We start from the raw sequence: 18,694 nt of genomic DNA, 5'->3' as shown, positions 1-18,694 counted from the left end.
GGGACGAACGCGGGGGTGAAAAATCGGACGTGTCGTGGACGACCGCAGAGTCACGGCCCGTTATCCGAAGGGGCCGAGGCCGCCACCGCCGCCGCCGAGACCGCCCATTCCGCCGCCACCGCCGCCCTGGTTCTGGAGCTTCTTCATCATCCGCTGCATATCGCCGTCGCCCATCCCCTGGAACTGCTGGATGGTCTGCTCCATCATCTTGTGCTGCTGGAGGAGTTCCTGGACGGTCTCTTCGTCCTTGCCCGAACCGCGGGCGATGCGGCGGACGCGGGAGGCCCCGATCGAGCGGGGGTTCTCCAGTTCGTCGTCAGTCATCGAGTCCATAATGACGTCGAAGGCGCGCATCCGATCCTGCGTGACGTCCATCGCGTCGTCCGGGAGTTCGTCCTTGAAACCGCCGCCGAGTCCCGGGATCATATCGAGGACCTGATCGAGCGGCCCCATCCGGTTCATCGCCTCCATCTGCTTCTGCATATCTTTGAGGGTGAACGATCCCTCCATGATGTCCTCGGGGTCCCAGTCGTCTTCTTCCTCCTGGGTTTCGGCCATCGCGCGCTCGACGCGCTCGGAGAGCTGTTTGAGGTCGCCCATCCCCAGGAGCCGGGAGATGAAGCCGTTGGGCTCGAAGCGCTCGATGTCCTGGACGGTCTCACCCGTCCCGAGGAAGGCGATCGAGGAGCCGGTCTCGTTGACGGCGGACAGCGCCCCGCCGCCCTTCGCCGTCCCGTCGAGTTTGGTGACGACGACGCCGCCGATGCCGATCGCCTCGTCGAACTCGCGGGCCTGCTCCTTCGCGCCCTGGCCGATCGCGGCGTCGAGGACCAGGAGCGATCGATCCGGCTCGGCGACGGCTTCGATCTCTTCGATCTCCGCGATCAGGTCGTCCTCCAGCGCGTGACGACCGGCGGTGTCGACGATGTGGACGTCGGCCTCCTCGGTGGCTTCGAGGCCGTCGCGGGCGATCCTGACCGGGTCGGACTCGTCGGGATCGCCGTAGAATTCGACTTCCGCGCGCTCGCACATCTGTTTGGCCTGGTCGTACGCGCCAGGGCGGAAGGTGTCCGTCTGGATGACGGCGGGGCGGAGCCCCTTCTTCGAGAACCACCACGCCATCTTGGCGGCGCTCGTGGTCTTCCCCGAGCCCTGGAGCCCAGCGAGCAGGATCGTCTGCGACTCAAGCGGCAGTTCTGTCGACTCTCCGACGAGATCGACCAGTTCCTCGTAGACGATCTTGAGGACGTGGTCCCGGGCGGACGTCCCCGCGGGCGGTTCCTCCTCGATCGCACGCTCTTCGATCGACGAGGAGAGGTCCATCACGAGATTCACGTCGACGTCGGCAGAGAGCAGCGACCGCTGGATCTCCTTGACGATCTCCTCGACGTCCTCCTCGTCGAGGCGGGACTTCCCCTGCAGTGTATCCAGGCTGCTGCGGAGGGAACTCCCGAGATTATCGAGTACCATTACCCGTCTCTACGCCACCGGCCGTGTAAAGGCTTTTTCTGCGGGGCCGCCGACGCACTCGTGATGGCGCTCCTTCCGGGCCCCGCCACCTACCTCGCGTTCTGTGCGGCCGCCGTCGCGCTCATTCTCACGCCCGGTCCAGACACGATGTACGTCCTCGCGCGGGGGATCCAGAGCCGCGACGCCGGCGTCCGCTCGGCGTTCGGGATCGCGACGGGCGTGCTCCTCCATACGGCCGCGGCGACGCTCGGCCTCGCCGCGCTGCTCCGTGCCGCGCCGGCCGCCTACCGCGTCGTGAAGTACGCCGGCGCGGTCTACCTCGCCTCCCTCGGCGTACAGGCGATCCGGAACGACGAATTCGGCGACGCCGCCGACGCCGACGGGCCGACCGCGGACGCCACAGGGAGTTTCCGGCGGGGCGTCCTGGTCAACGTCCTGAACCCGAAGGTGGCGCTGTTCTTCCTCGCGTTTCTCCCGGGGTTCGCGGGGTCGGCCCCCGGTGCCACGAGTCGGATGCTCGTCCTCGGCGCGACGTACGCCACCCTGACGGCGGCGTATCTGGGCATCGTCGCGGTCGCCTCGGGGCGCGTGGGCTCGCTGCTCACCGCCTCGACCACAACCTCCCGGTTGAGTTGGGTCGGCGGCGGCGCGATGATCACGCTCGGCCTGGCGCTCGCGGTCGAGTGACGGCCGCTGGCTCCGCGCTCCCGCTTCCGGTGAGCCGCCAGAAATTATCATATATATTTATTATTGTTGGCGGCGTACGAGTAGCGTGACAGAATCGATCAAACTCAACCGGATCGGCACCGTCTTCGACGCACTCGAGTACCCGCTCTCGCCGCGGCGGGCCGCTGGCGAGTGCGGTGACGTGACGGTGCGCCTCGCTGAGGGATCGGTCAGCGTCGGCGACGTACTCGAACGATCGGCCACCGACCGATTCACCTCGCGCGACGACCTCGAACTGGAATTCCTGAGTCTCCTCCCCAGATCGGCAGTCGGCGAGCCGTTCCAGTCGGACGGCGACGCCTAGTCGGACAGCCGACAGCGACGCGTAACCGGAGGGTCGACGAGACGACGACTCACCGTCGGAGATCCGACGAGAGAGCGATTGCCACTCAGCGACCCGACGGGAGGACGGCTCACACTCAGCGACCCAACGAGAGGACGGTTCAGGGTCGGAGGTCCGATGGGACGGCTACTCGTCGCCGCCGACGAGCCGATCGACCATCCGATCGGGGTCGAAGCGTTCGAGGTCGTCGTAGCCCTGCCCGGTGCCGAGAAAGAGGATGGGCTTGCCCGTGACGTACGCGATCGAGATGGCTGCGCCGCCGTTGGAGTCGGCGTCGGCCTTCGTCAGGACCGCGCCGTCGATCTCGGCGGCGTCGTTGAACTGCTTCGCCCGCTCGACGGCGTCCTGCCCGGCGACGGCCTCGTCGACGAACAGCGTCATATCGGGATCGACGACGCGGTCGATCTTCTCCAGCTGGGCCATCAGGTCGTTCGAGGTGTGGAGCCGACCAGCCGTATCGCCGAGGACGACGTCGATGTCGTTGGCCTCGGCGTACTCGACGGCGTCGTACAGGACCGCGGCAGGGTCGCCGCCCTGCTCGTGTGAGATGAGCTTCTGATCGAGGTTGTCGGCGTGCTTCTGGAGTTGTTCGTTCGCGCCGGCGCGGTAGGTGTCACCGTTCGCGAGGACGACAGAGCGGTCTCGCGCCTCGAAATAGCGTGCCATCTTCGCGATGCTCGTGGTCTTTCCGACGCCGTTGACCCCGGTGAATACGATCGTGACCGGCTTCTCGGCGTCGGCGATGCGCTCTTCGAAGTCGAACTGACCCACGCTGATGACGTCGTAGAGCGCGTCGTGCAACGCGCTCTCGGCGAGTTCGCCCGTGGTCTGGACCTGTGCCCGGGTCTCGCCCACCATCTTCTCGCGGACGGTGTCGAGGATCTCCTCGGCGACGTTCATCTCGACGTCGCTCTCGAGGAGCGCCATCTCGAGGTTCCACAGCGGGTCTTCGAGGTCGTCTTCCTCGATGATGACCTTCCCCGTGGCGAACGCCGCGGCGCGCTGCAGTCGGCTCGGACCGCTCTCTTCGTCGGTCTCTTCTTCGAGCGCGGCCGCCGCCTCGTCGGCCGCGAGGCCGTCTCCGGCCGTCGGTGGCGCTGCGTCCTCATCGGCGCCGGATGCGTCGCTCTCGGAGGGGTCCGCAGCCGCAGACGGGGCGGCCTCGTCGGGGTGCCCGGCGTCGTCGGGGTCGCCCGACGCGTCGCCAGCGTCACTCGACGCGGCCGCGTCGCTCTCGGTCGATTCCGGGGCGTCGGCCGCATCGGACGCCGATTCGTCAGAGGCGTCGTGGTCCGACGGTGTCTCCGACTCGGCGGCTTCCTTCTCTTCGGCGGTCTCCTCGACGTCCTCGCGGAAACTATTGAGTTTGTTCTTCAGTCCGTCGAACATAGTGGTCTGCCGCTGGTGGGTGGTCGCTACCGGCGGGAACGGGCGTGCAGCGCCGATAGCGGTCGGTCCCGTCAGTCGTAGCGCAAATCGCGTTCGCCGACGTTACTCGTCTTCGTCGCCCTGCATCTGCTGCATCTGCTGCATCTGCTGTTGCTGCATCTGCTGCTGCATCTGCTGGGCCTGCTGTTCGAGTTCGGAACTCTCGTCTTCGAGTTCGTCGATGTCCTCGCGGACCTCCTCGATGCGGTCGTCGAGCGCGTCGCGCTTCGTCTCCAGCGCCGCGACGGCGTCCTCAGCGGACTGCTCGGCCGCGAAATCGGCGCCGAGCCCGACGATGATCTCGTCGATGTCCTGAACCTCTGCGCGGACGTACGCGCCGCCGCCGAGCGGCACCTGCACGGTCGATCCGCTCTCGAGCGTCTGGATCGCCTCGATGGCCTCGTCGATCTCGGTCTGCTCGGTCTGGAGGTCTTCGACGTCGGACTGCAGCGCCTCGATCTCTTCGTCGATCGCCTGCAGTTCTTGGGAGAGCTGCTGTAGTTGCTGCTGGCCGCCACCGCCGCCACCGCCGCCCATCATGCTGTGGCCTCCGCTGCTGCGGCGACGTCGTCGATCTCGATCTGGGTTCGCTTCAGGCCGTGCTGGCTCCCGATGTCGGTGTAGACGCGCTCGGTGGCGACGTCCTCGTTGGGGGCCTCCACGGTCGTGCTGAACTCGCTGAACCCGTCGCGGCTCTGGAACCGGCCGCTCACTGCGAATTGACTCATACTCTCTGATACCCGAGCGAACGGGAAGTATCTTCCTACTCGGACCGCAGAATCCGGCGCGGAATACGGCGCGAGAGCGGCTCTCAAGGGGCTCGACAGAATAGCCTCGCGGAGCCCTCAGTCCAGATAGCCGAGCGCGTCCTCGATCCGGCTCAGCTCCGGCCCGGTCGTGTCCTCACCGGCGACGTAGCCGGAGGAGTTGCCGACGAGGCCGGAGCCGACGAGCGGCGCGCCGTAGTTGACTGTCCCGATGTCGGCGCGCACGTCGAGGTGGTCTTCCAGCGCCTCCAGTTCGGGCTCTCTGGACTTGGGGTGACACAGCGCGCCCTCGTTGGTCACGACGGCGGCCGTGCCCACGGTCTGGACGTCCGCGAGTTGGCCGTACTCCGCGGGGACGTCGAGCGTCGACTCGACGGCCGCGACGGCGTCCTCGGAGAGGTCGGGGTGAACGTAGGCCCCGTAGTCGTTCGCGAGGACGACGTTCCCCGCGGCGTTGATCGTCCCCGGAAGCTCGGCCACGGGGAGGTCCGCCGCCGATTCGATCGCCTCCTTCTCACGCTCTGTCGCCTGGCTGGTCAGCAGGATCCCGTTCTCGTTGCCGGCTGCGAGTGCGCCGACGGTCCCGGAACCGCCGACAGTCGTCGCCACTGCCGGGACCGCAAGTTCCTCGGCCATCGCGTCGACGACGTCGTCGTCGGCGTCTGAACGTACGATGAGGACGTGGTCCGTCGCGCGGGCGAAAACTCCGACGTACGGCGACCCGGCGAAGGAGGCGCGGAGCACGCTATTCGGCCGGCTCCGCCTCGACGATGGACTCGCCGTCCTCGTCGAATCGGGCGGCGCGAACGCGAAGCTTGCTCGGGGGCTTCTGGCTGCCCTTCGCCCACACGGTCTCGTTGATCGCGGGGTCCAGACGAACGGCGTCTTCGTCCACCTTGAAGTGCTGTGCGAGGTGCTCGCGGATCAGAGACATCGCGCGTCCCGCCTGTTCGTGGGCGGGGACGGCCTTGACGTCCCGGAGCGGAACCGTGATGACGCGCTCTTCGAAGTCGCTTGCGCTCATCCTTACTCGTCCGTGTCACTTCGCCGCCAGTTGCGGCGCTTGGGGTTCCGCGTCACTTCCATATCCGTCTTCATCATCACCCAGGCCGGAACGCGCGAGTTCTGTCGCTCCAGTTTGCCGAGGCGCTTCTTCTTGGCCTTCGATTTCTTACCCATAGTGCCCGCTTCTACCCCCGGACCGCATAAAATCTTGTTCCTTCGACGCCGCGGCCGCGTCAGTCCCTGACAGGTGCGGACGCGGCCGCAACCCGGGTGCGTTTCGAGTGATTCAACACGGGCGACCGCCTCCTCGGCAGCAATGGATACCCGCACGGTCGCCGCGTTCCTCCTCGTCGCCGCACTCTGGGGGACCGCGTTTATGGTGACGAAAGCGGGCCTGGCGTGGATCCCGCCGGTCCTCTTCGCAGCCTATCGCTTCGACGTCGCGGCCGCCGTCCTCCTCGGACTGGCGCTGTGGCGCGGCGAGCGGCTCCGACCGACGGGCCCCGAGTGGCGGCCGATCCTGACGGGCGGCGTCTTACTCGTCGGCGTCCACCACGCGTTCCTCTTCGCCGGCCAGCAGTACGTCACCAGCGCGGTCGCCGCCGTCCTCCTGGGGTTGATCCCGGTGCTCACGCCCGCGCTCGTCCGTCTATCCACGTCGGCAGAGCGGCTCTCCCCGGTCGGCCTCCTGGGCGTCGGCCTCGGGTTCGCCGGCGTCGTCACCATCGCGAACCCCGATCCGTCGAACCTGGCAGCCGCCGACCTCCGCGGGGTAGCGCTCGTCCTCGGGTCGGCCATCACGTTCGCTGTCGGTGCGGTCGGGACCCACGACGCACCGACGACGATGCCGACCGTCTCCGAGCAGGCGTGGATGATGCTCGTCGGCGCGGTCACGCTCCACGCGACGAGCGCCGCGCTCCCCACGGAGTCGCTCGCCGATCCGGTCTGGACGCCGACCGCCGTCGCGTCACTGGCCTACCTCGCGGTCGTCGCCGGAGCCGGGGGCTTCGCGCTGTACTTCTGGCTGCTTCGTCGGGTGGGGCCGATTCAGGTGAGCCTCTTAGAGTACGTCATTCCGATCTTCGCCGCGGTCTCGGGGTGGCTCGCGCTCGGCGAGGCACTCTCCCGCCAGACGGTCCTCGGGTTCGGGATCATCGTCGTCGGGTTCGTCCTGGTGAAGCGGCGCGCGCTCCGCGCCGAGCTGCGGCGGTGGCGCGACGACCGGATCGGCCCGTTCGGGACGGAATGAGGCCCGAAGCGGCCGACGGCGTGGACGCAGACTGGGTACTCTCGCCTCTTACCGCCGGGCACCGTCAACGGGGGGAGCGCTTGGCGGTGAAAGTGAGAGTACCCAGTATCAGAGTTCGAACGCGGCGACGGTGTCGTATTCCGGTCCGGCGTCGGTGAGCGTGCTCTCTTTCAGCTGGATCTCGGTCGCCTCGAACGCCCCGATGTCGGGATCGGTGTCGCGGACGACGTCCTGGACGAGCCCCTTCCCGCGGGCGTCGTCCATCCGCGCCAGCGTCACGTGCGGGGTGAACTCGTGCTCGTCGTCCTCGAAGCCCAGCGCGGTGAGTTCGTCCGCGACGGCGGCGTTGAGCCGGGTCGTCTCCGCCGCGCCGCTGCCCTCGCGGACGCCGGCCCACACGACGCTGATGTATTCGAGGGCGGGGAAGACGCCGAAGCCGCCGACGCGGAGTTCGAACGGCTTCACCTCGGTATCGGCGACGGCGGGGTCGAGCGCCGCCTCCACGCTGTCGAGGCGGTCGGGGTCCGTGTCGCCGAGGAAGAACAGCGTCAGGTGCGCCTGCTCGGGGGCGACGAATCGGAGGCCGTCGGCGTCGGCGAACCGCGCCTGTGCGTCGGCGACCGCTTCGGCGAGGCGATCCGGGAGGTCAATGCTGACGAAGAGGCGCATACGCACGCGTACGGAACCGCAGATCAAGAAGGTCGTGACGTAGTGCTTAACCGTCCCGGCCGTGAATCCAACAGTATGACAGACGGCGAGCGCGACGACCACGAGTTCTCCTCGGGCCAGGGATTCGACGAGGACTACGAGGAGTTCACGCTGGACCCGCCCGAGCTAAAGATCGACCCGGCGAAGGTCGACCCCGTGGACACCCGCGTCGTCACCGACGAACTCGACCGGCGAAACATCGCCTCCGACGAAGTCGACGTCGAACAACTCATCGACGTCGGGCTCTCGTATATGCAGATCAACCGCTTCGAGGCGGCAACCGAGACGTTCGAGCGCGCCGCGCAGTTCGCCGACGACGACTCCCTCGAGGCGCAGGAGGCACGGGTCAACAAGGGCGCGGCCCACGCCGAACTCGAAGAGTGGGACGAGGCCATCGGGGCCTACCGCGAGGCGCTCCGAATCGACGACGAGTCCGAACACGCCGCCTCCGCAGAGACCAACCTCGCGTACGCGCTGTGGAACGCCGGCGAGATCGAAGCGGCGCTGCGCCACGCCGAGCGCGCGGTCGAGATCGATCCGCGCTTCCCGCAGGCGTGGTACAACCGCGGCTTCTTCCTCCGGGAGCGCGGCCTCGAGGAGGACGCGGTCAACGCCTTCGACAACGCCATCCGCCTCGGGATGCGCACCGCCGACGTGCTCGAAGAGAAGGCCCGCGCTCTCGAAGAACTCGGCCGCGACGAGGAGGCCGAGCAGACGCAAGAGCAGGCCGACGAACTGCGTCAGGAGCGCGAACAGGAACTGATCGAGCAAGGCCAGGAGGGACAGCAGGGTCAACAGCGCGGCAGGCAGCAGCGTGGCGGCGGCCAGGGGCGGCAGGGCGGGGGCTCGCCCCTCGACCGCCAGCGGGAGCGGTGATGTTACTCCGCGAACGACAGACGCCGGAGGGGTTGCTCGTCTCGGTCTGTGATTCCGAGTGCCTCGGCGAGACGTACTCCGAAGGCGACGTCTCGCTCGAAGTCACCGAGACGTTCTACGGCGGCGAAGCGGCCGACGACGTCGGCGAAGCGGCCGTGATCGATAGCCTCACTCGCGCCAGCGTCGCCAACATCGTCGGCGAACGGGCCGTCTCGGTCGCCGTCGAGGCCGGCATCGTCGACGAGGATCGAGTCCTCGTCGTCGACGGCATTCACCACGCGCAGTTGCTGTGGATGTGACGGGATCCGATCCGGCAACGCTCGAAACGTAACGACGACTGTTTTCGCCTGGTCCTGCGGACCGAAGCCGTGTTAGTCCTGGGGCCGTTACACTGCAGTAATGGGAACTCAGGAAACGCAGCCGCTCGACGTCGCGTCGATTCGGGAGGACTTCCCGATTCTCGACCGGATGGTCGGTGGGGAGATCGAAACGCCCGGAGAAGGCTCCGCGGACACGCAACCGCTCGTCTATCTCGACAACGCGGCGACCAGTCAGACGCCGGAGTCCGTCGTCGAGTCCATCGTCGACTACTACTACGGCTACAACTCCAACGTCCACCGAGGCATCCATCACCTGAGCCAGGAGGCCTCCGTGGCGTACGAGAACGCACACGACCGCGTCGCGGAGTTCATCGGCGCCGACGGGCGCGAGGAGATCATCTTCACGAAGAACACGACCGAGTCGATGAACCTCGTCGCCTACGCGTGGGGCCTCGCGGAACTCGGTCCCGGCGACACCGTCGTCCTGACCGAGATGGAACACCACGCCTCGCTCGTCACCTGGCAGCAGATCGCCAAGAAGACGGGCGCGAGCGTCGAGTACATCCGGGTCGACGACGACGGCCGACTGGATATGGACCACGCGGCGGACCTGATCGACGACTCGACCGCGATGGTCTCGGCGGTCCACGTCTCGAACACGCTCGGGACGGTCGTCCCCGCCGGCGAGTTGGCCGATCTGGCACACGACCACGACGCCCACGTGTTCATCGACGGCGCGCAGTCGGTCCCGACCCGCCCCGTCGACGTCGGGGAGATCGACGCCGACTTCTTCGCCTTCTCGGGCCACAAGATGCTCGGGCCGACCGGGATCGGCGTCCTCTACGGGAAACAGCACCTGCTGGAGGGGATGGAACCGTACCTCTACGGCGGCGAGATGATCCGGAGTGTCACCTACGACGACTCGACGTGGGAGGACCTCCCCTGGAAGTTCGAGGCCGGCACGCCCGTCATCGCCCAGGGCATCGCCCTCGAAGCGGCGATCGACTACCTCGAGGAGGTCGGGATGGCGAACGTGCAGTCCCACGAGGAACTGCTCGCGGAGTACGCCTACGACCGGTTGAGCGAGTTCGACGACGTCGAGATCTACGGACCGCCGGGCGACGACCGCGGCGGCCTGGTCGCGTTCAACCTCGACGGCGTCCACGCTCACGACCTCTCCAGCATCCTGAACGACCACGGCGTCGCCATCCGCGCGGGCGATCACTGCACCCAGCCGCTGCACGACAAACTCGGCGTGCCCGCCTCGACGCGCGCCTCGTTCTACATCTACAACACGAAATCAGAGATCGACGCGCTCGTCGACGCCGTCGACGACGCGCGCCAGCTCTTCGCCTGACGCGGCCTCGCCCCGCGTTCGCCTCGCGCTCCCGAAACTCTTAGTGGCTGACAGGCGACGGGTCGATATCGATGCCCACTGTCGTCCGGTTCATCGTCGAGACAGTCGAGCGAACGCTCACCGAGTTTGCGACCGGCCTGCAGGAGGCTGCGCCGAAGATCCTCACCGGGCTCGTCTTTCTCGCGCTCGCGTACGTCGGGATCCGGCTGCTCACCCGCGCGATCCGCCGGACGCTCAGTGCCGTCTACCCCGCCGAGCAGCGGTTGATCGTCGACCTCGGCGTGACGATCGTGAGCGTCTTCCTGTGGTTCGGTGTCGCGCTCACACTGCTGGAGATCTTCGGGATGGGCGAGATCGCCGCGAGTCTCGGGACCGCCGCCGGGTTCGTCGCACTCGGCGTCTCCTACGCGCTGTCGAATATGATCGCCGACACCGTCGCCGGCGTCTATCTGCTCCGCGATCCCGATTTCAACCCCGGCGACGAGGTGAAGTCCGACCCCGTCACCGGAACGGTCGAAGCGATCGAACTCCGGAAGACGCGCTTCCGGAACGCCGAGGGAGACACCGTCGTCGTCGCGAACCGCGACGTCGAGAAGAAGTGGACGCAGCTCGAGACGACCGAGACCGCGTCTTCGGGCTGAAACGCCCTGTCTGTCGAGGGCGACCGGAACTCGCCATCTAATTTAATATCACCGTCACCCTACTGCTCAGTATGGAATCGCCGCGGTACAGCGCCCAGTTCCGGTGGATCGGTGTCGTTCTGGCCATACTCGTGGTCACGAGTGGCGTCGCGACCGCACAGTCGGCGCAATCGTCACAGCCCGATTGGGCCGACGAGGCCTACGGAGAGTTCAGCGGGATGGTCGCCACGTACAACGAGTCGATCACGCAGGTCGATCTGGGGATCGCGGGCGATCAGTTGTCGAACGAGCGGGTGAACCTCGTCGTGACCGGCGCCGACGGCGAGACGGCGACGTTCTCCTTCCGGATGGACGACCAGTTGCGGATGACAGAACTCGATCAGGGCCCGCGCTCGGATGCGACGCTGCGGATGTCGACGGACAGAGAGACGTTCAACGAGACGCTCACCGCCGACAACCCCGCGGCCACCTTCCGTGACGCCGTCGCCGACGGCGACATCAGGTTCTCCGGCATCGGTACCGGGAACGCAGTAAAGTGGACCGTGATCAACTCGGTGTCGGGGATCGCGCGATCGCTCGGCTTACTCTGAGTCGGGTCCACGCGGGGGACACACCCGTCGAGCGCCCGGTTCGGCGGCCGTTCGGCCGCCCGTCGGCGGAACTCTTTTGCGCCAGTCCGCCGTACTTCGGACAACTATGGGTATGGGCTCGGATATGTATCGGCAGCAGATCCTGGATCACTACAAGAACCCCCGGAACAAGGGCGAGATGTCGGAGCCGGACTTCTCACACACCGGGGAGAATCCCTCCTGCGGCGATACGATCACGATGAACGTCAAACTCGAAGACGACGAGGAGACGATCGAGTACGTGACGTTCACCGGGAACGGCTGTGCGATCAGTCAGGCCTCCGCGAGTATGCTCTCTGAGGAACTCCGCGGAATGACGCTGTCGGAACTCGATTCGATGGACACAGACGACATCACCGGAATGCTCGGCGTCGACATCTCGCCGATGCGGATCAAGTGTGCCGTCCTCGCCCGACAGGTGGCCCAAGACGGGGCCGCCATCCACGAGGGCGAGATCGACCTCGACGAGACGACGACCGAGGAAGACGCCGAGTGAGCCACGCGCTGTCTCGGTACGTGCGCCCTCCGGCGCGTCGCTCGGCGTGAGCGCGCCGTGCTGCGGAGAACCGACTGCGCGCCCGTGAGCGACTGCCCGCTGTCGGCCGCCGGTGGTCTCTGTCGCCCGACCACGATGACGGGGTCGCCTCGAGCGTCGAGTTCCGACGTCGAGTCACAACATCACCGGACACGACGGGAGAGCGACGGGGGACGAGGCTGCGATCGAGCGGGTGGCGTTCGCTTGCTCCGGGTGCCACAACGAGAGCATCCGGTGTTCCGGGATCGATAGCGGCCGAATGCGGAAGTCTTACTCGGGCTTCAGACCGCCGTCCTGGACGCGCATCACGGCCTCGCCGTCGGCGAGGTTCGGCGCGTCGACCAGGCGGACGATCCGCTTGTCGCCCTTCGACTTCCGGAGGTAGATGCGGAACGTCGAGGTGTGGCCGAGGATGTTGCCGCCGATCGGCTGGGTCGGGTCGCCGAAGTACGAGTCGGGGTTGGAGGCGACCTGATTGGTCACCAGGACGGCCGTGTTGTAGAGGTCGCCGATCCGCATCAGGTCGTGGAGGTGCTTGTTCAGCTTCTGCTGGCGCTCGGCGAGTTCACCACGGCCGACGTACTCCGCGCGGAAGTGTGCCGTGAGCGAGTCGACACAGAGGAGTCGAACCGGGAACTCCGCGTCCTCGTTGTCGCGGGCGAGCTCTTTGGCTTTCTCCGCGAGGAGGATCTGGTGGTTGGAGTTGAACGCCTTTGCGACGTGGATGTACTCGAGGAACGAGTCGAGGAGCGCGTCCATCGCCTCGTCGTCGCCGGGAGTGCCTTCGATCTCGCGGCGTTCGAGCAGGTCCTCGATGACCTCGTCGTCGAGCCCGCGGATCATGTCGTCGATCCGCTCGGGGCGGAACGTGTCCTCGGAGTCGATGAAGATACAGGAACCGCCGAGCCCGCCGTGTTCGGGCGGGAGTTGCACGTTGACCGCCATCTGGTGGGTCACCTGCGACTTGCCGGCTCCGAACTCACCGTACACCTCGGTGATGGACTGCGTCTCGATGCCGCCGCCCAGCAGGTCGTCGACCTCGTCGATCCGCCAGGAGAGCTTCCCGATCTTCTCGCGTCGTTCGAGGACGGTCGAACCCGTCTCGAAGCCACCGATGTCGGCGGCGTCGCGGGCGGCGTTGATGATATCGGCCGCCGTCGACTCACCGACGTCGGCGGTGTTTGACATCTCGCCCGGACTCGCGACGGCGATCGCCTGATAGCTCTCGAACCCCGCATCGATGAGTTTGTCCGCTGTCGCTGGCCCCACACCCGGTAGACTTTCGAGATCGTCTTCTGGCATCGTATCCGACTCTGGGCCCCACTGGCACATAAACCCTCGTTAACACCAAAGTGAAAGTGAAAACGGCTCACGGAGGCGTGGTGGGCGACACGACGCTCCGAGCGTTTTTGTCGGAAGCCGCGGGCGACAGACTGCGACAGCCGATGGCGACGGCCCTCGACGAGGGCTGCTGAACGCGACAGCGGTGGATTAAGAGTCCCGAAGAACGCCTGCCACGTCGGCGCTCACGCGCGGCACGGCTCGACACGTCGCGGCCGCGACGACGTAGTCCACGGCGTCGTATGCGACCGAATCGAGGCTTGTGGTGCCTGATTCCCGCGCGAAGCGCTCGTCGGTCCACCGGATCTCGTTCGCGAACCGTGGCAACAGTTCGTTGACGAGTAGGTGGCCGCGGTCGGTACTCCGTGCGTCCTCGACGGCCGATATCGCGTCCGATCGGAGCGCCGAGACGTCGTCGACGCTCTCGACGGCGACGTCGTCCCCGTTTTCGAGCCGCTCGCGGAGCGACTCGAACGCCCGGGCGTACACCAGCGCATCGGCCGCCCCGACGACCTCGTTCGCGAGGAAGGGGTCGTCGTCGGATTCGGTCAGTTGCTCGGCTCGATAGCTGGCTTCGGTTCCCAGACTGGCGAGCGCTCGCACGCCCGTGGTCTCCTCGATATCGCGGTCCACGAGCGACGTCGGCTCGTCGACGTCTCTCGGCGGGAGGGCGTCCTGTCGGTCGCGAAGTCGCGTCCGGAGTTCCTCGCGGGCCGCCTCGAAGCGGGGCCGCTGCTCCGTGGTCGTGTCGAGACCCGCTCGGAAGCGGTCGAACACGTAGGCCGCGACCGTGACGCTCGTCCGCGCGCGCTCGAGGTCCTCGGCGAGGTCAGCCACGTCGAGGGCGGTCCCATCGCTCCGCTCCCGGCGGTTCCGCGAGGAGAGCCAGTTTCGGGCGGCCCGGATCTCGCTCTCGATCGCCTCGTGGACGACGATCGCGCGGACGGGGTCGTCACCGACGTGTGACCAGCGCTGTACGACGCTGGCGATCCGTCCCTCGATGGACGGGACCGACTCCCGGAGTGCTGCCAGCGTCAGATCGTCGTCGATTGCGCGCCACCCCGCGCGGGCCTCGTGCGCCGAGACTCGCGCGCGGTTCGCCCGCTGGAGGCGTTCGTACGGCGTCTCGGCCTCGTCGATCCGGGCGACCGAGTCGGTCGCCGAGTCGTACATGTTGTTCAAGCGCCCCCGAATCACGCCGTTCGGGATCGTCTCGCTGTCGAACGGAGCGGGGATACGGTCGAGGTCGGACTCGGCGATCGATCGCTGCTCGGCCACGAACGACGCCTCGATGTCGACCGGGAGCGTCTCGGGGACTGTCAGCGCGTCTCCGGCCACCATCTCGGTGAGCGCGTCGGCGTCGACGGTCTGTTCGGGCTGTCCCGAGAGGAGTCCCGAACAGCCGGCGAGTCCGGCGAGCGCGCCGGCGCCCGACAGCGCGAGCAGGTGCCGACGGGTGACGCCCCGGCGGCGATCGGTTCGGGTCACGATGCATTCCCCTCCGGCGTCGCGTCGTCCGGGCGGGGACAGGGGCCGCCGCCGCTGCCGGAACTGTAGCTGTTGATCTGCCCGGGTTCGAGGGTGACGGGGAGTCGAATGAGATACGTCACTGCTACCTGGGCGTTGGCCTCGCAGGCGACGTCGGCGTCGCGAAGGATGCGCGCGTAGTCAGTCTCGATGTTGTTCTCGGTCCAGCGGACCCAGCAGAGCCGTTGGCGAAAGCACTCGTCGACCAGGTGTCGCTCGACGTAGATGGTCTGTGAACTGAAGTCGGTCGCGTCGAGGAACGAGCGAGCGTCGGCGGCGCCGTCGACGTCGGCGAACGTGAGCGCCGACGCGTCCTCGGCGTTGCTAACGAGGTAGTGGGCCCAGTCGTCGATCCGGTCACGATCCGACTGGTCGTCGTCCGACGATGCGGTCTCGGTCGGCGTCTCACTCACGACGTTCGGCTCCATCCCGGAGCCGCGGAGCGTGACGCGTGGTGGATCGACCAGTGCGTCCTCGGGTGGGTCGGCCCCGGGTCCCTCGCGAGAGGATCGAGAAACACCGGTACTGGACCCGCTACCGCCACACCCGGCAAGCGCAGTCAGGCCCAGCGTGGCCGCCGCAGACGCGACGAACCGACGTCTGGTTGCCCGCTGTGTGTTGGAGGGCATCGGTTCAGCGTTCCTCCCCCACCGGGATATAGGCCGCGAACAGTCAAGGAATCGTTTCAGCGTTCGGTTGGGCGCGATACGGGTGGACACAGGAGCGACTGCGGCGCTCGCGCTCGAGGGTGGGCGCACGAGCGAGCGCGCTCACTCCCAGGGGTGACCGCCGCTGCGGTCGGGCCACATCGGGTACCAGTAGGACTCGTCGTCTTCGAGCGTCAGTTCGCCGTCGAGGACGGATTCGAGTTTGAATTCGAGCTGTTGGTTCCGCTCTTTGCCACGCTCGGGCGCGAAGGGGTAGTACGCCCCGCGGCGGAACGAGTAGATCCAGTACGCGCGGTCGCCGTCGCTCTCCCGCTCGAAGCCGAACACGGCCGCGAGCAGTCGGGAGCCGTAGCCCCGCTCGACGAACTCGTCGGCCGCGAAGTGCACCGAGGTGACGAGGTCTTCGGGGTCGTCGTCGCGGAGGACGACCCACTCCCAGCCGTGGCCGTCCTCGCGGACCTCGAACGCGGTCCCCGTCTCCTCCTCGCCGGCGCGGAGGATGGCTTCGACGTCGTCGACGGTCGCCTCGAAGTCAGTGCTGTCGACGCCCGAAAAGCAGAGGGCCGCCGCGTCGATCGACCGGAATCCGAGGTCGGCCTCCATCGTGACGTAGGCGGTGCTCATCCCGAAGAGGTCCTCGGGATCGGCGTCACGGGTCGCGTCGGCCTCGGCGCTCGTGCCGAAGACGGCCCGGATCGTGTCGAAGAGGCCCATCAGCGGGTCTCCATCTCGCGTTCCAGTTCGCGGAGGCGCTCGACGCGCGTCTCCGTGGCGGGGTGGGTGCTGAACAGCTTCCCGATGAAGTCGCTCTTCAGCGGGACGATGAAGAACGCGTTCATCTCGGACTGCTCACGGAGATCCTCTTTCGGCACGCGATCCATCCGGCCGTCGATCGAGAGCAGCGCCGACGCCAGCGCGGATGGCTTGCCGGTGATGAGCGCACCGCCCCGGTCGGCGGCGAACTCTCGGTACCGCGAGAGCGCCCGGATCAGGAAGAACGAGATGATCCAGACGAGCAGCGAGGCGACGATGGCGACGATGATGCCGCCCCCGCCCTGCCGCTCGCGACCGCCGCCGAACCAGAAGCCCATCCGGACGATCATAAACGCGACCGTCGAGAGGAACGAGGCGATCGTCATCACCATCACGTCGCGGTTCTTCACGTGCGCGAGTTCGTGCGCGATGACTCCCTCGAGTTCGTCGCGATCGAGCGTTCGAAGGAGTCCCGTCGTCACGCAGACGGTCGCGTTCTTCTGTGAACGGCCGGCGGCGAAGGCGTTCGGAACCCGCGAGTCGGCGACGGCGACCGTCGGCTTCGGCAGGTCCGCCTGCTGACTGAGCCGCGAGATCGTCGCGTGAAGCTCCGGGTACTCCGCTTCTGTGACTTCCGATGCGCCCATACTGTACAGCGCGAGCTTGTCGCTGAAGAAGAACTGTGCGAGAACAAACGCGCCCATCAGCGGGAGGAAGACGAACGAGTTCGTCCACCACAGCGCTCCCACGAACGCGATGTAGAGGGCGAAGAGCAGGAACATCGTCAGGACCATCCGGCTCCTGAGTCCCCAGTCGGGTTTCCATTCCATACCGGGCCTACGGTCTCGCGAGTATAAACGATGTTGCAGACGCGACGCCGCCCCTGGGGAATCGGGTGATCGCTTCGTCGCGCTTAACCGCCTCGGTCGTCTACGACAGTCGATGAGTTCGGGAGACTTCTGCCCGCGGTGTGGGGATCCGGTGCCGGAGCGCGAGGAACCGCTCCCCGGGGAACCGCGCGAGCGCGACGCCGTCCTCTGCGACGACTGTTACTTCGAGGACTTCGACCTCGTCGACGCCCCCGAGCGGATCGAGGTACGCGTCTGCTCGCAGTGCGGAGCGGTCCACGAGGGCAACCGCTGGGTGGACGTCGGCGCGCGCGACTACACCGACATCGCGGTCGAACAGGTGACCGAGGCGCTCGGCGTCCACCTGAAAGCCGAGGACGTCCGCTGGGGCGTCGAGCCCGAACAGGTCGACGAGAACACGATCCGGATGCACTGCACCTTCGGCGGCGTCGTCCGCGACACCTACCGCGAGGAACAGGTGACGGTCCCGGTCTTGCTCTCCCGACAGACGTGCGACCGCTGCGGACGGATCGCCGGCGGCTACTACGCCAGCATCGTCCAGGTCCGCGCCGACGAGCGGACCCCGACGAGCGATGAGGAGTCGCGCGCGGTCGAGATCGCCGAGGCGTACATCGCCGAACGGGAGGCGACGGGCGACCGCAACGCGTTCATCTCCGAGATCAACGAAACGAACGACGGCACCGATATCAAGATCTCGACGAACCAGATGGGGGCCGGGATCGCGAAGCGGATCGTCCGCGAACTCGGCGGCGACGTCGAGGAGTACCCCACGCTCGTGACCGAGGACAGCGACGGCAACGAGGTCTATCGGGTCACGTACGCCGTCCGCCTGCCGAAGTTCACGCCGGGCGACGTTATCGAACCCGACGAGGCGGACCCGGTGCTCGTCCAGAGCGTGCGCGGAAACCTGAAAGGGGTCTCGCTCACCACGGGTGATCCCTACGAGGCGTCGTTCGAGGACGGCGAGACGCCCGATGCGCGCCATCTCGGGACCGTCGACGACGCCGAAGAGACGACCGTCGTCACGATCGAAGACGAGTACGCGGTCCAGGTCCTCGACCCCGAGACCTACGAGTCGAAGACGATCGCACGGCCGTCGTACGTCGACAGTGGGGCCGAGACGGTCCCCGTGCTCAAGAGTCGAGCGGGCCTGCACGTGCTTCCCGAGGACGCAGTCGCGACTGACGGATCAGAGTAACGAGGGGTCGGGGCGAGACGTTCAGTCCGCGTGCGTCGCTCCGTCGGCGGTTCCCGACCGGAACTGATTCTCACGAACCGTGATCCCGTGGCGTTCGAGCGCCGTCACGAACGCGTCCGGCGAGCGACCCGCGTGGGCCGCGGCCTGCGAGAGGGACAGTGTGCCGTTCTGGTACAGGGTCATCGCCGTGTTCAGCCCGTGGGTATACATTGCGGGACACCTGATCAAACGTTGGTAGGGATGTTAAATATTCTGTGAGAAACTGTCCCATATCTGCAGTGATA

The 18,694-nt window shown here is 67.0% G+C and carries 24 protein-coding genes; 10 read left to right on the top strand and 14 right to left on the bottom strand.

Annotation, left to right across the window (positions count from 1 at the left end):
* Window positions 1-60 precede the first annotated feature (60 nt).
* The gene (locus BLU74_RS04580) at window positions 61-1,470 is read right to left on the bottom strand and encodes a signal recognition particle protein Srp54 (protein WP_089765675.1); all 1,410 of its coding nucleotides are present in this window, start codon (window positions 1,468-1,470) and stop codon (window positions 61-63) included.
* 63 nt (window positions 1,471-1,533) lie between these two features.
* Between BLU74_RS04580 and BLU74_RS04575 the strand changes: the two genes are divergently transcribed.
* Window positions 1,534-2,157 (top strand): LysE family translocator, encoded by a 624-nt coding sequence (locus BLU74_RS04575; protein WP_089765673.1) that lies wholly within the window; start codon window positions 1,534-1,536, stop codon window positions 2,155-2,157.
* 85 nt (window positions 2,158-2,242) lie between these two features.
* Entirely contained in the window at window positions 2,243-2,500 is a 258-nt protein-coding gene (locus BLU74_RS04570; protein WP_089765671.1) for a DUF5789 family protein, read from the top strand.
* 165 nt (window positions 2,501-2,665) lie between these two features.
* Here the strand turns inward: BLU74_RS04570 and ftsY are convergent, their stop codons facing one another.
* The 6 genes from ftsY to BLU74_RS04540 all read right to left on the bottom strand — a co-directional run bounded on the left by ftsY (window position 2,666) and on the right by BLU74_RS04540 (window position 5,913).
* Window positions 2,666-3,928: a signal recognition particle-docking protein FtsY gene (ftsY, locus tag BLU74_RS04565; RefSeq protein WP_089765669.1), complete on the bottom strand. Its 1,263-nt coding sequence runs from the start codon at window positions 3,926-3,928 to the stop codon at window positions 2,666-2,668.
* A gap of 102 nt (window positions 3,929-4,030) precedes the next feature.
* Entirely contained in the window at window positions 4,031-4,504 is a 474-nt protein-coding gene (gene pfdA / locus BLU74_RS04560) for a prefoldin subunit alpha (RefSeq protein ID WP_394327861.1), read from the bottom strand.
* Window positions 4,504-4,695, bottom strand: a complete 192-nt coding sequence (gene rpl18a, locus BLU74_RS04555) for a 50S ribosomal protein L18Ae (protein WP_089765666.1) — start codon at window positions 4,693-4,695, stop codon at window positions 4,504-4,506. Before rpl18a ends, pfdA begins: the two co-directional genes overlap by 1 nt.
* A gap of 117 nt (window positions 4,696-4,812) precedes the next feature.
* Entirely contained in the window at window positions 4,813-5,478 is a 666-nt protein-coding gene (locus BLU74_RS04550; protein ID WP_089765664.1) for a translation initiation factor IF-6, read from the bottom strand.
* A gap of 1 nt (window position 5,479) precedes the next feature.
* Window positions 5,480-5,758, bottom strand: coding sequence for a 50S ribosomal protein L31e (locus tag BLU74_RS04545; RefSeq protein WP_089765662.1), 279 nt, complete (start codon window positions 5,756-5,758; stop codon window positions 5,480-5,482).
* A 2-nt stretch (window positions 5,759-5,760) separates the two neighbouring features.
* Window positions 5,761-5,913, bottom strand: coding sequence for a 50S ribosomal protein L39e (locus BLU74_RS04540; protein ID WP_089765660.1), 153 nt, complete (start codon window positions 5,911-5,913; stop codon window positions 5,761-5,763).
* A gap of 142 nt (window positions 5,914-6,055) precedes the next feature.
* On the opposite strand from BLU74_RS04540, the gene BLU74_RS04535 reads away from it, so the two are divergent.
* The gene (locus BLU74_RS04535; RefSeq protein ID WP_089765658.1) at window positions 6,056-6,988 is read left to right on the top strand and encodes a DMT family transporter; all 933 of its coding nucleotides are present in this window, start codon (window positions 6,056-6,058) and stop codon (window positions 6,986-6,988) included.
* A 108-nt stretch (window positions 6,989-7,096) separates the two neighbouring features.
* Here BLU74_RS04535 and thpR read toward each other — a convergent pair whose 3' ends face one another.
* Window positions 7,097-7,657, bottom strand: a complete 561-nt coding sequence (thpR, locus tag BLU74_RS04530; RefSeq protein ID WP_089766088.1) for an RNA 2',3'-cyclic phosphodiesterase — start codon at window positions 7,655-7,657, stop codon at window positions 7,097-7,099.
* A 75-nt stretch (window positions 7,658-7,732) separates the two neighbouring features.
* Between thpR and BLU74_RS04525 the strand changes: the two genes are divergently transcribed.
* The 6 genes from BLU74_RS04525 to sufU all read left to right on the top strand — a co-directional run bounded on the left by BLU74_RS04525 (window position 7,733) and on the right by sufU (window position 12,015).
* The gene (locus BLU74_RS04525; protein ID WP_089765656.1) at window positions 7,733-8,572 is read left to right on the top strand and encodes a tetratricopeptide repeat protein; all 840 of its coding nucleotides are present in this window, start codon (window positions 7,733-7,735) and stop codon (window positions 8,570-8,572) included.
* Window positions 8,572-8,871, top strand: coding sequence for a DUF424 domain-containing protein (locus BLU74_RS04520; protein ID WP_089765654.1), 300 nt, complete (start codon window positions 8,572-8,574; stop codon window positions 8,869-8,871). The genes BLU74_RS04525 and BLU74_RS04520 overlap by 1 nt, the downstream gene beginning before the upstream one ends.
* A 100-nt stretch (window positions 8,872-8,971) precedes the next feature.
* Entirely contained in the window at window positions 8,972-10,249 is a 1,278-nt protein-coding gene (gene sufS / locus BLU74_RS04515) for a bifunctional cysteine desulfurase/selenocysteine lyase SufS (RefSeq protein ID WP_089765653.1), read from the top strand.
* A gap of 71 nt (window positions 10,250-10,320) precedes the next feature.
* Entirely contained in the window at window positions 10,321-10,890 is a 570-nt protein-coding gene (locus tag BLU74_RS04510) for a mechanosensitive ion channel family protein (RefSeq protein WP_089765651.1), read from the top strand.
* A 71-nt stretch (window positions 10,891-10,961) separates the two neighbouring features.
* The gene (locus BLU74_RS04505) at window positions 10,962-11,480 is read left to right on the top strand and encodes a hypothetical protein (protein ID WP_089765649.1); all 519 of its coding nucleotides are present in this window, start codon (window positions 10,962-10,964) and stop codon (window positions 11,478-11,480) included.
* Between the two features lie 106 nt (window positions 11,481-11,586).
* Window positions 11,587-12,015, top strand: coding sequence for a Fe-S cluster assembly sulfur transfer protein SufU (gene sufU / locus BLU74_RS04500; protein ID WP_089765647.1), 429 nt, complete (start codon window positions 11,587-11,589; stop codon window positions 12,013-12,015).
* 309 nt (window positions 12,016-12,324) lie between these two features.
* Here sufU and radA read toward each other — a convergent pair whose 3' ends face one another.
* From radA to htpX, 5 genes are all read right to left on the bottom strand, one after another.
* Entirely contained in the window at window positions 12,325-13,356 is a 1,032-nt protein-coding gene (gene radA, locus BLU74_RS04495) for a DNA repair and recombination protein RadA (protein ID WP_089765645.1), read from the bottom strand.
* A 189-nt stretch (window positions 13,357-13,545) separates the two neighbouring features.
* On the bottom strand, window positions 13,546-14,883 hold the full coding sequence (locus BLU74_RS04490) for a hypothetical protein (RefSeq protein WP_089765643.1): 1,338 nt from the start codon (window positions 14,881-14,883) through the stop codon (window positions 13,546-13,548).
* Complete coding sequence (locus BLU74_RS04485) at window positions 14,880-15,551, bottom strand: hypothetical protein (RefSeq protein WP_139175647.1); 672 nt, start codon at window positions 15,549-15,551, stop codon at window positions 14,880-14,882. The genes BLU74_RS04490 and BLU74_RS04485 overlap by 4 nt, the downstream gene beginning before the upstream one ends.
* A 141-nt stretch (window positions 15,552-15,692) precedes the next feature.
* On the bottom strand, window positions 15,693-16,304 hold the full coding sequence (gene pspAB / locus BLU74_RS04480; RefSeq protein WP_089765639.1) for a PspA-associated protein PspAB: 612 nt from the start codon (window positions 16,302-16,304) through the stop codon (window positions 15,693-15,695).
* Window positions 16,304-17,173 (bottom strand): zinc metalloprotease HtpX, encoded by an 870-nt coding sequence (gene htpX / locus BLU74_RS04475; RefSeq protein WP_089765637.1) that lies wholly within the window; start codon window positions 17,171-17,173, stop codon window positions 16,304-16,306. The genes pspAB and htpX overlap by 1 nt, the downstream gene beginning before the upstream one ends.
* Window positions 17,174-17,285: 112 nt before the next feature.
* Here htpX and BLU74_RS04470 point away from each other — a divergent pair, with 112 nt between their 5' ends.
* Window positions 17,286-18,410, top strand: coding sequence for a 60S ribosomal export protein NMD3 (locus tag BLU74_RS04470; protein WP_089765636.1), 1,125 nt, complete (start codon window positions 17,286-17,288; stop codon window positions 18,408-18,410).
* Window positions 18,411-18,431: 21 nt separating this feature from the next.
* Here BLU74_RS04470 and BLU74_RS04465 read toward each other — a convergent pair whose 3' ends face one another.
* Window positions 18,432-18,620: a DUF7317 family protein gene (locus BLU74_RS04465; RefSeq protein ID WP_089765634.1), complete on the bottom strand. Its 189-nt coding sequence runs from the start codon at window positions 18,618-18,620 to the stop codon at window positions 18,432-18,434.
* Window positions 18,621-18,694 lie beyond the last annotated feature (74 nt).

Source organism: Halobellus clavatus (assembly GCF_900107195.1).
Taxonomy (GTDB): domain Archaea; phylum Halobacteriota; class Halobacteria; order Halobacteriales; family Haloferacaceae; genus Haloquadratum; species Haloquadratum clavatum.
The sequence above is the reverse complement of the archived record's forward strand: the minus strand, read 5'-3'. Positions and strand labels throughout refer to the sequence as shown.

Excerpts from the sequence above, each read along its gene's own strand:
- BLU74_RS04580 (WP_089765675.1), bottom strand. The coding sequence starts at position 1,470 with ATGGTACTCGATAATCTCGGGAGTTCCCTCCGCAGCAGCCTGGATACA.
- BLU74_RS04575 (WP_089765673.1), top strand. The coding sequence starts at position 1,534 with ATGGCGCTCCTTCCGGGCCCCGCCACCTACCTCGCGTTCTGTGCGGCC.
- ftsY (WP_089765669.1), bottom strand. The coding sequence starts at position 3,928 with ATGTTCGACGGACTGAAGAACAAACTCAATAGTTTCCGCGAGGACGTC.
- pfdA (WP_394327861.1), bottom strand. The coding sequence starts at position 4,504 with ATGGGCGGCGGTGGCGGCGGTGGCGGCCAGCAGCAACTACAGCAGCTC.
- rpl18a (WP_089765666.1), bottom strand. The coding sequence starts at position 4,695 with ATGAGTCAATTCGCAGTGAGCGGCCGGTTCCAGAGCCGCGACGGGTTC.
- BLU74_RS04545 (WP_089765662.1), bottom strand. The coding sequence starts at position 5,758 with ATGAGCGCAAGCGACTTCGAAGAGCGCGTCATCACGGTTCCGCTCCGG.
- BLU74_RS04540 (WP_089765660.1), bottom strand. The coding sequence starts at position 5,913 with ATGGGTAAGAAATCGAAGGCCAAGAAGAAGCGCCTCGGCAAACTGGAG.
- BLU74_RS04535 (WP_089765658.1), top strand. The coding sequence starts at position 6,056 with ATGGATACCCGCACGGTCGCCGCGTTCCTCCTCGTCGCCGCACTCTGG.
- thpR (WP_089766088.1), bottom strand. The coding sequence starts at position 7,657 with ATGCGCCTCTTCGTCAGCATTGACCTCCCGGATCGCCTCGCCGAAGCG.
- BLU74_RS04525 (WP_089765656.1), top strand. The coding sequence starts at position 7,733 with ATGACAGACGGCGAGCGCGACGACCACGAGTTCTCCTCGGGCCAGGGA.
- BLU74_RS04520 (WP_089765654.1), top strand. The coding sequence starts at position 8,572 with ATGTTACTCCGCGAACGACAGACGCCGGAGGGGTTGCTCGTCTCGGTC.
- sufS (WP_089765653.1), top strand. The coding sequence starts at position 8,972 with ATGGGAACTCAGGAAACGCAGCCGCTCGACGTCGCGTCGATTCGGGAG.
- BLU74_RS04510 (WP_089765651.1), top strand. The coding sequence starts at position 10,321 with ATGCCCACTGTCGTCCGGTTCATCGTCGAGACAGTCGAGCGAACGCTC.
- BLU74_RS04505 (WP_089765649.1), top strand. The coding sequence starts at position 10,962 with ATGGAATCGCCGCGGTACAGCGCCCAGTTCCGGTGGATCGGTGTCGTT.
- sufU (WP_089765647.1), top strand. The coding sequence starts at position 11,587 with ATGGGTATGGGCTCGGATATGTATCGGCAGCAGATCCTGGATCACTAC.
- radA (WP_089765645.1), bottom strand. The coding sequence starts at position 13,356 with ATGCCAGAAGACGATCTCGAAAGTCTACCGGGTGTGGGGCCAGCGACA.
- BLU74_RS04485 (WP_139175647.1), bottom strand. The coding sequence starts at position 15,551 with ATGCCCTCCAACACACAGCGGGCAACCAGACGTCGGTTCGTCGCGTCT.
- pspAB (WP_089765639.1), bottom strand. The coding sequence starts at position 16,304 with ATGGGCCTCTTCGACACGATCCGGGCCGTCTTCGGCACGAGCGCCGAG.
- htpX (WP_089765637.1), bottom strand. The coding sequence starts at position 17,173 with ATGGAATGGAAACCCGACTGGGGACTCAGGAGCCGGATGGTCCTGACG.
- BLU74_RS04470 (WP_089765636.1), top strand. The coding sequence starts at position 17,286 with ATGAGTTCGGGAGACTTCTGCCCGCGGTGTGGGGATCCGGTGCCGGAG.
- BLU74_RS04465 (WP_089765634.1), bottom strand. The coding sequence starts at position 18,620 with ATGTATACCCACGGGCTGAACACGGCGATGACCCTGTACCAGAACGGC.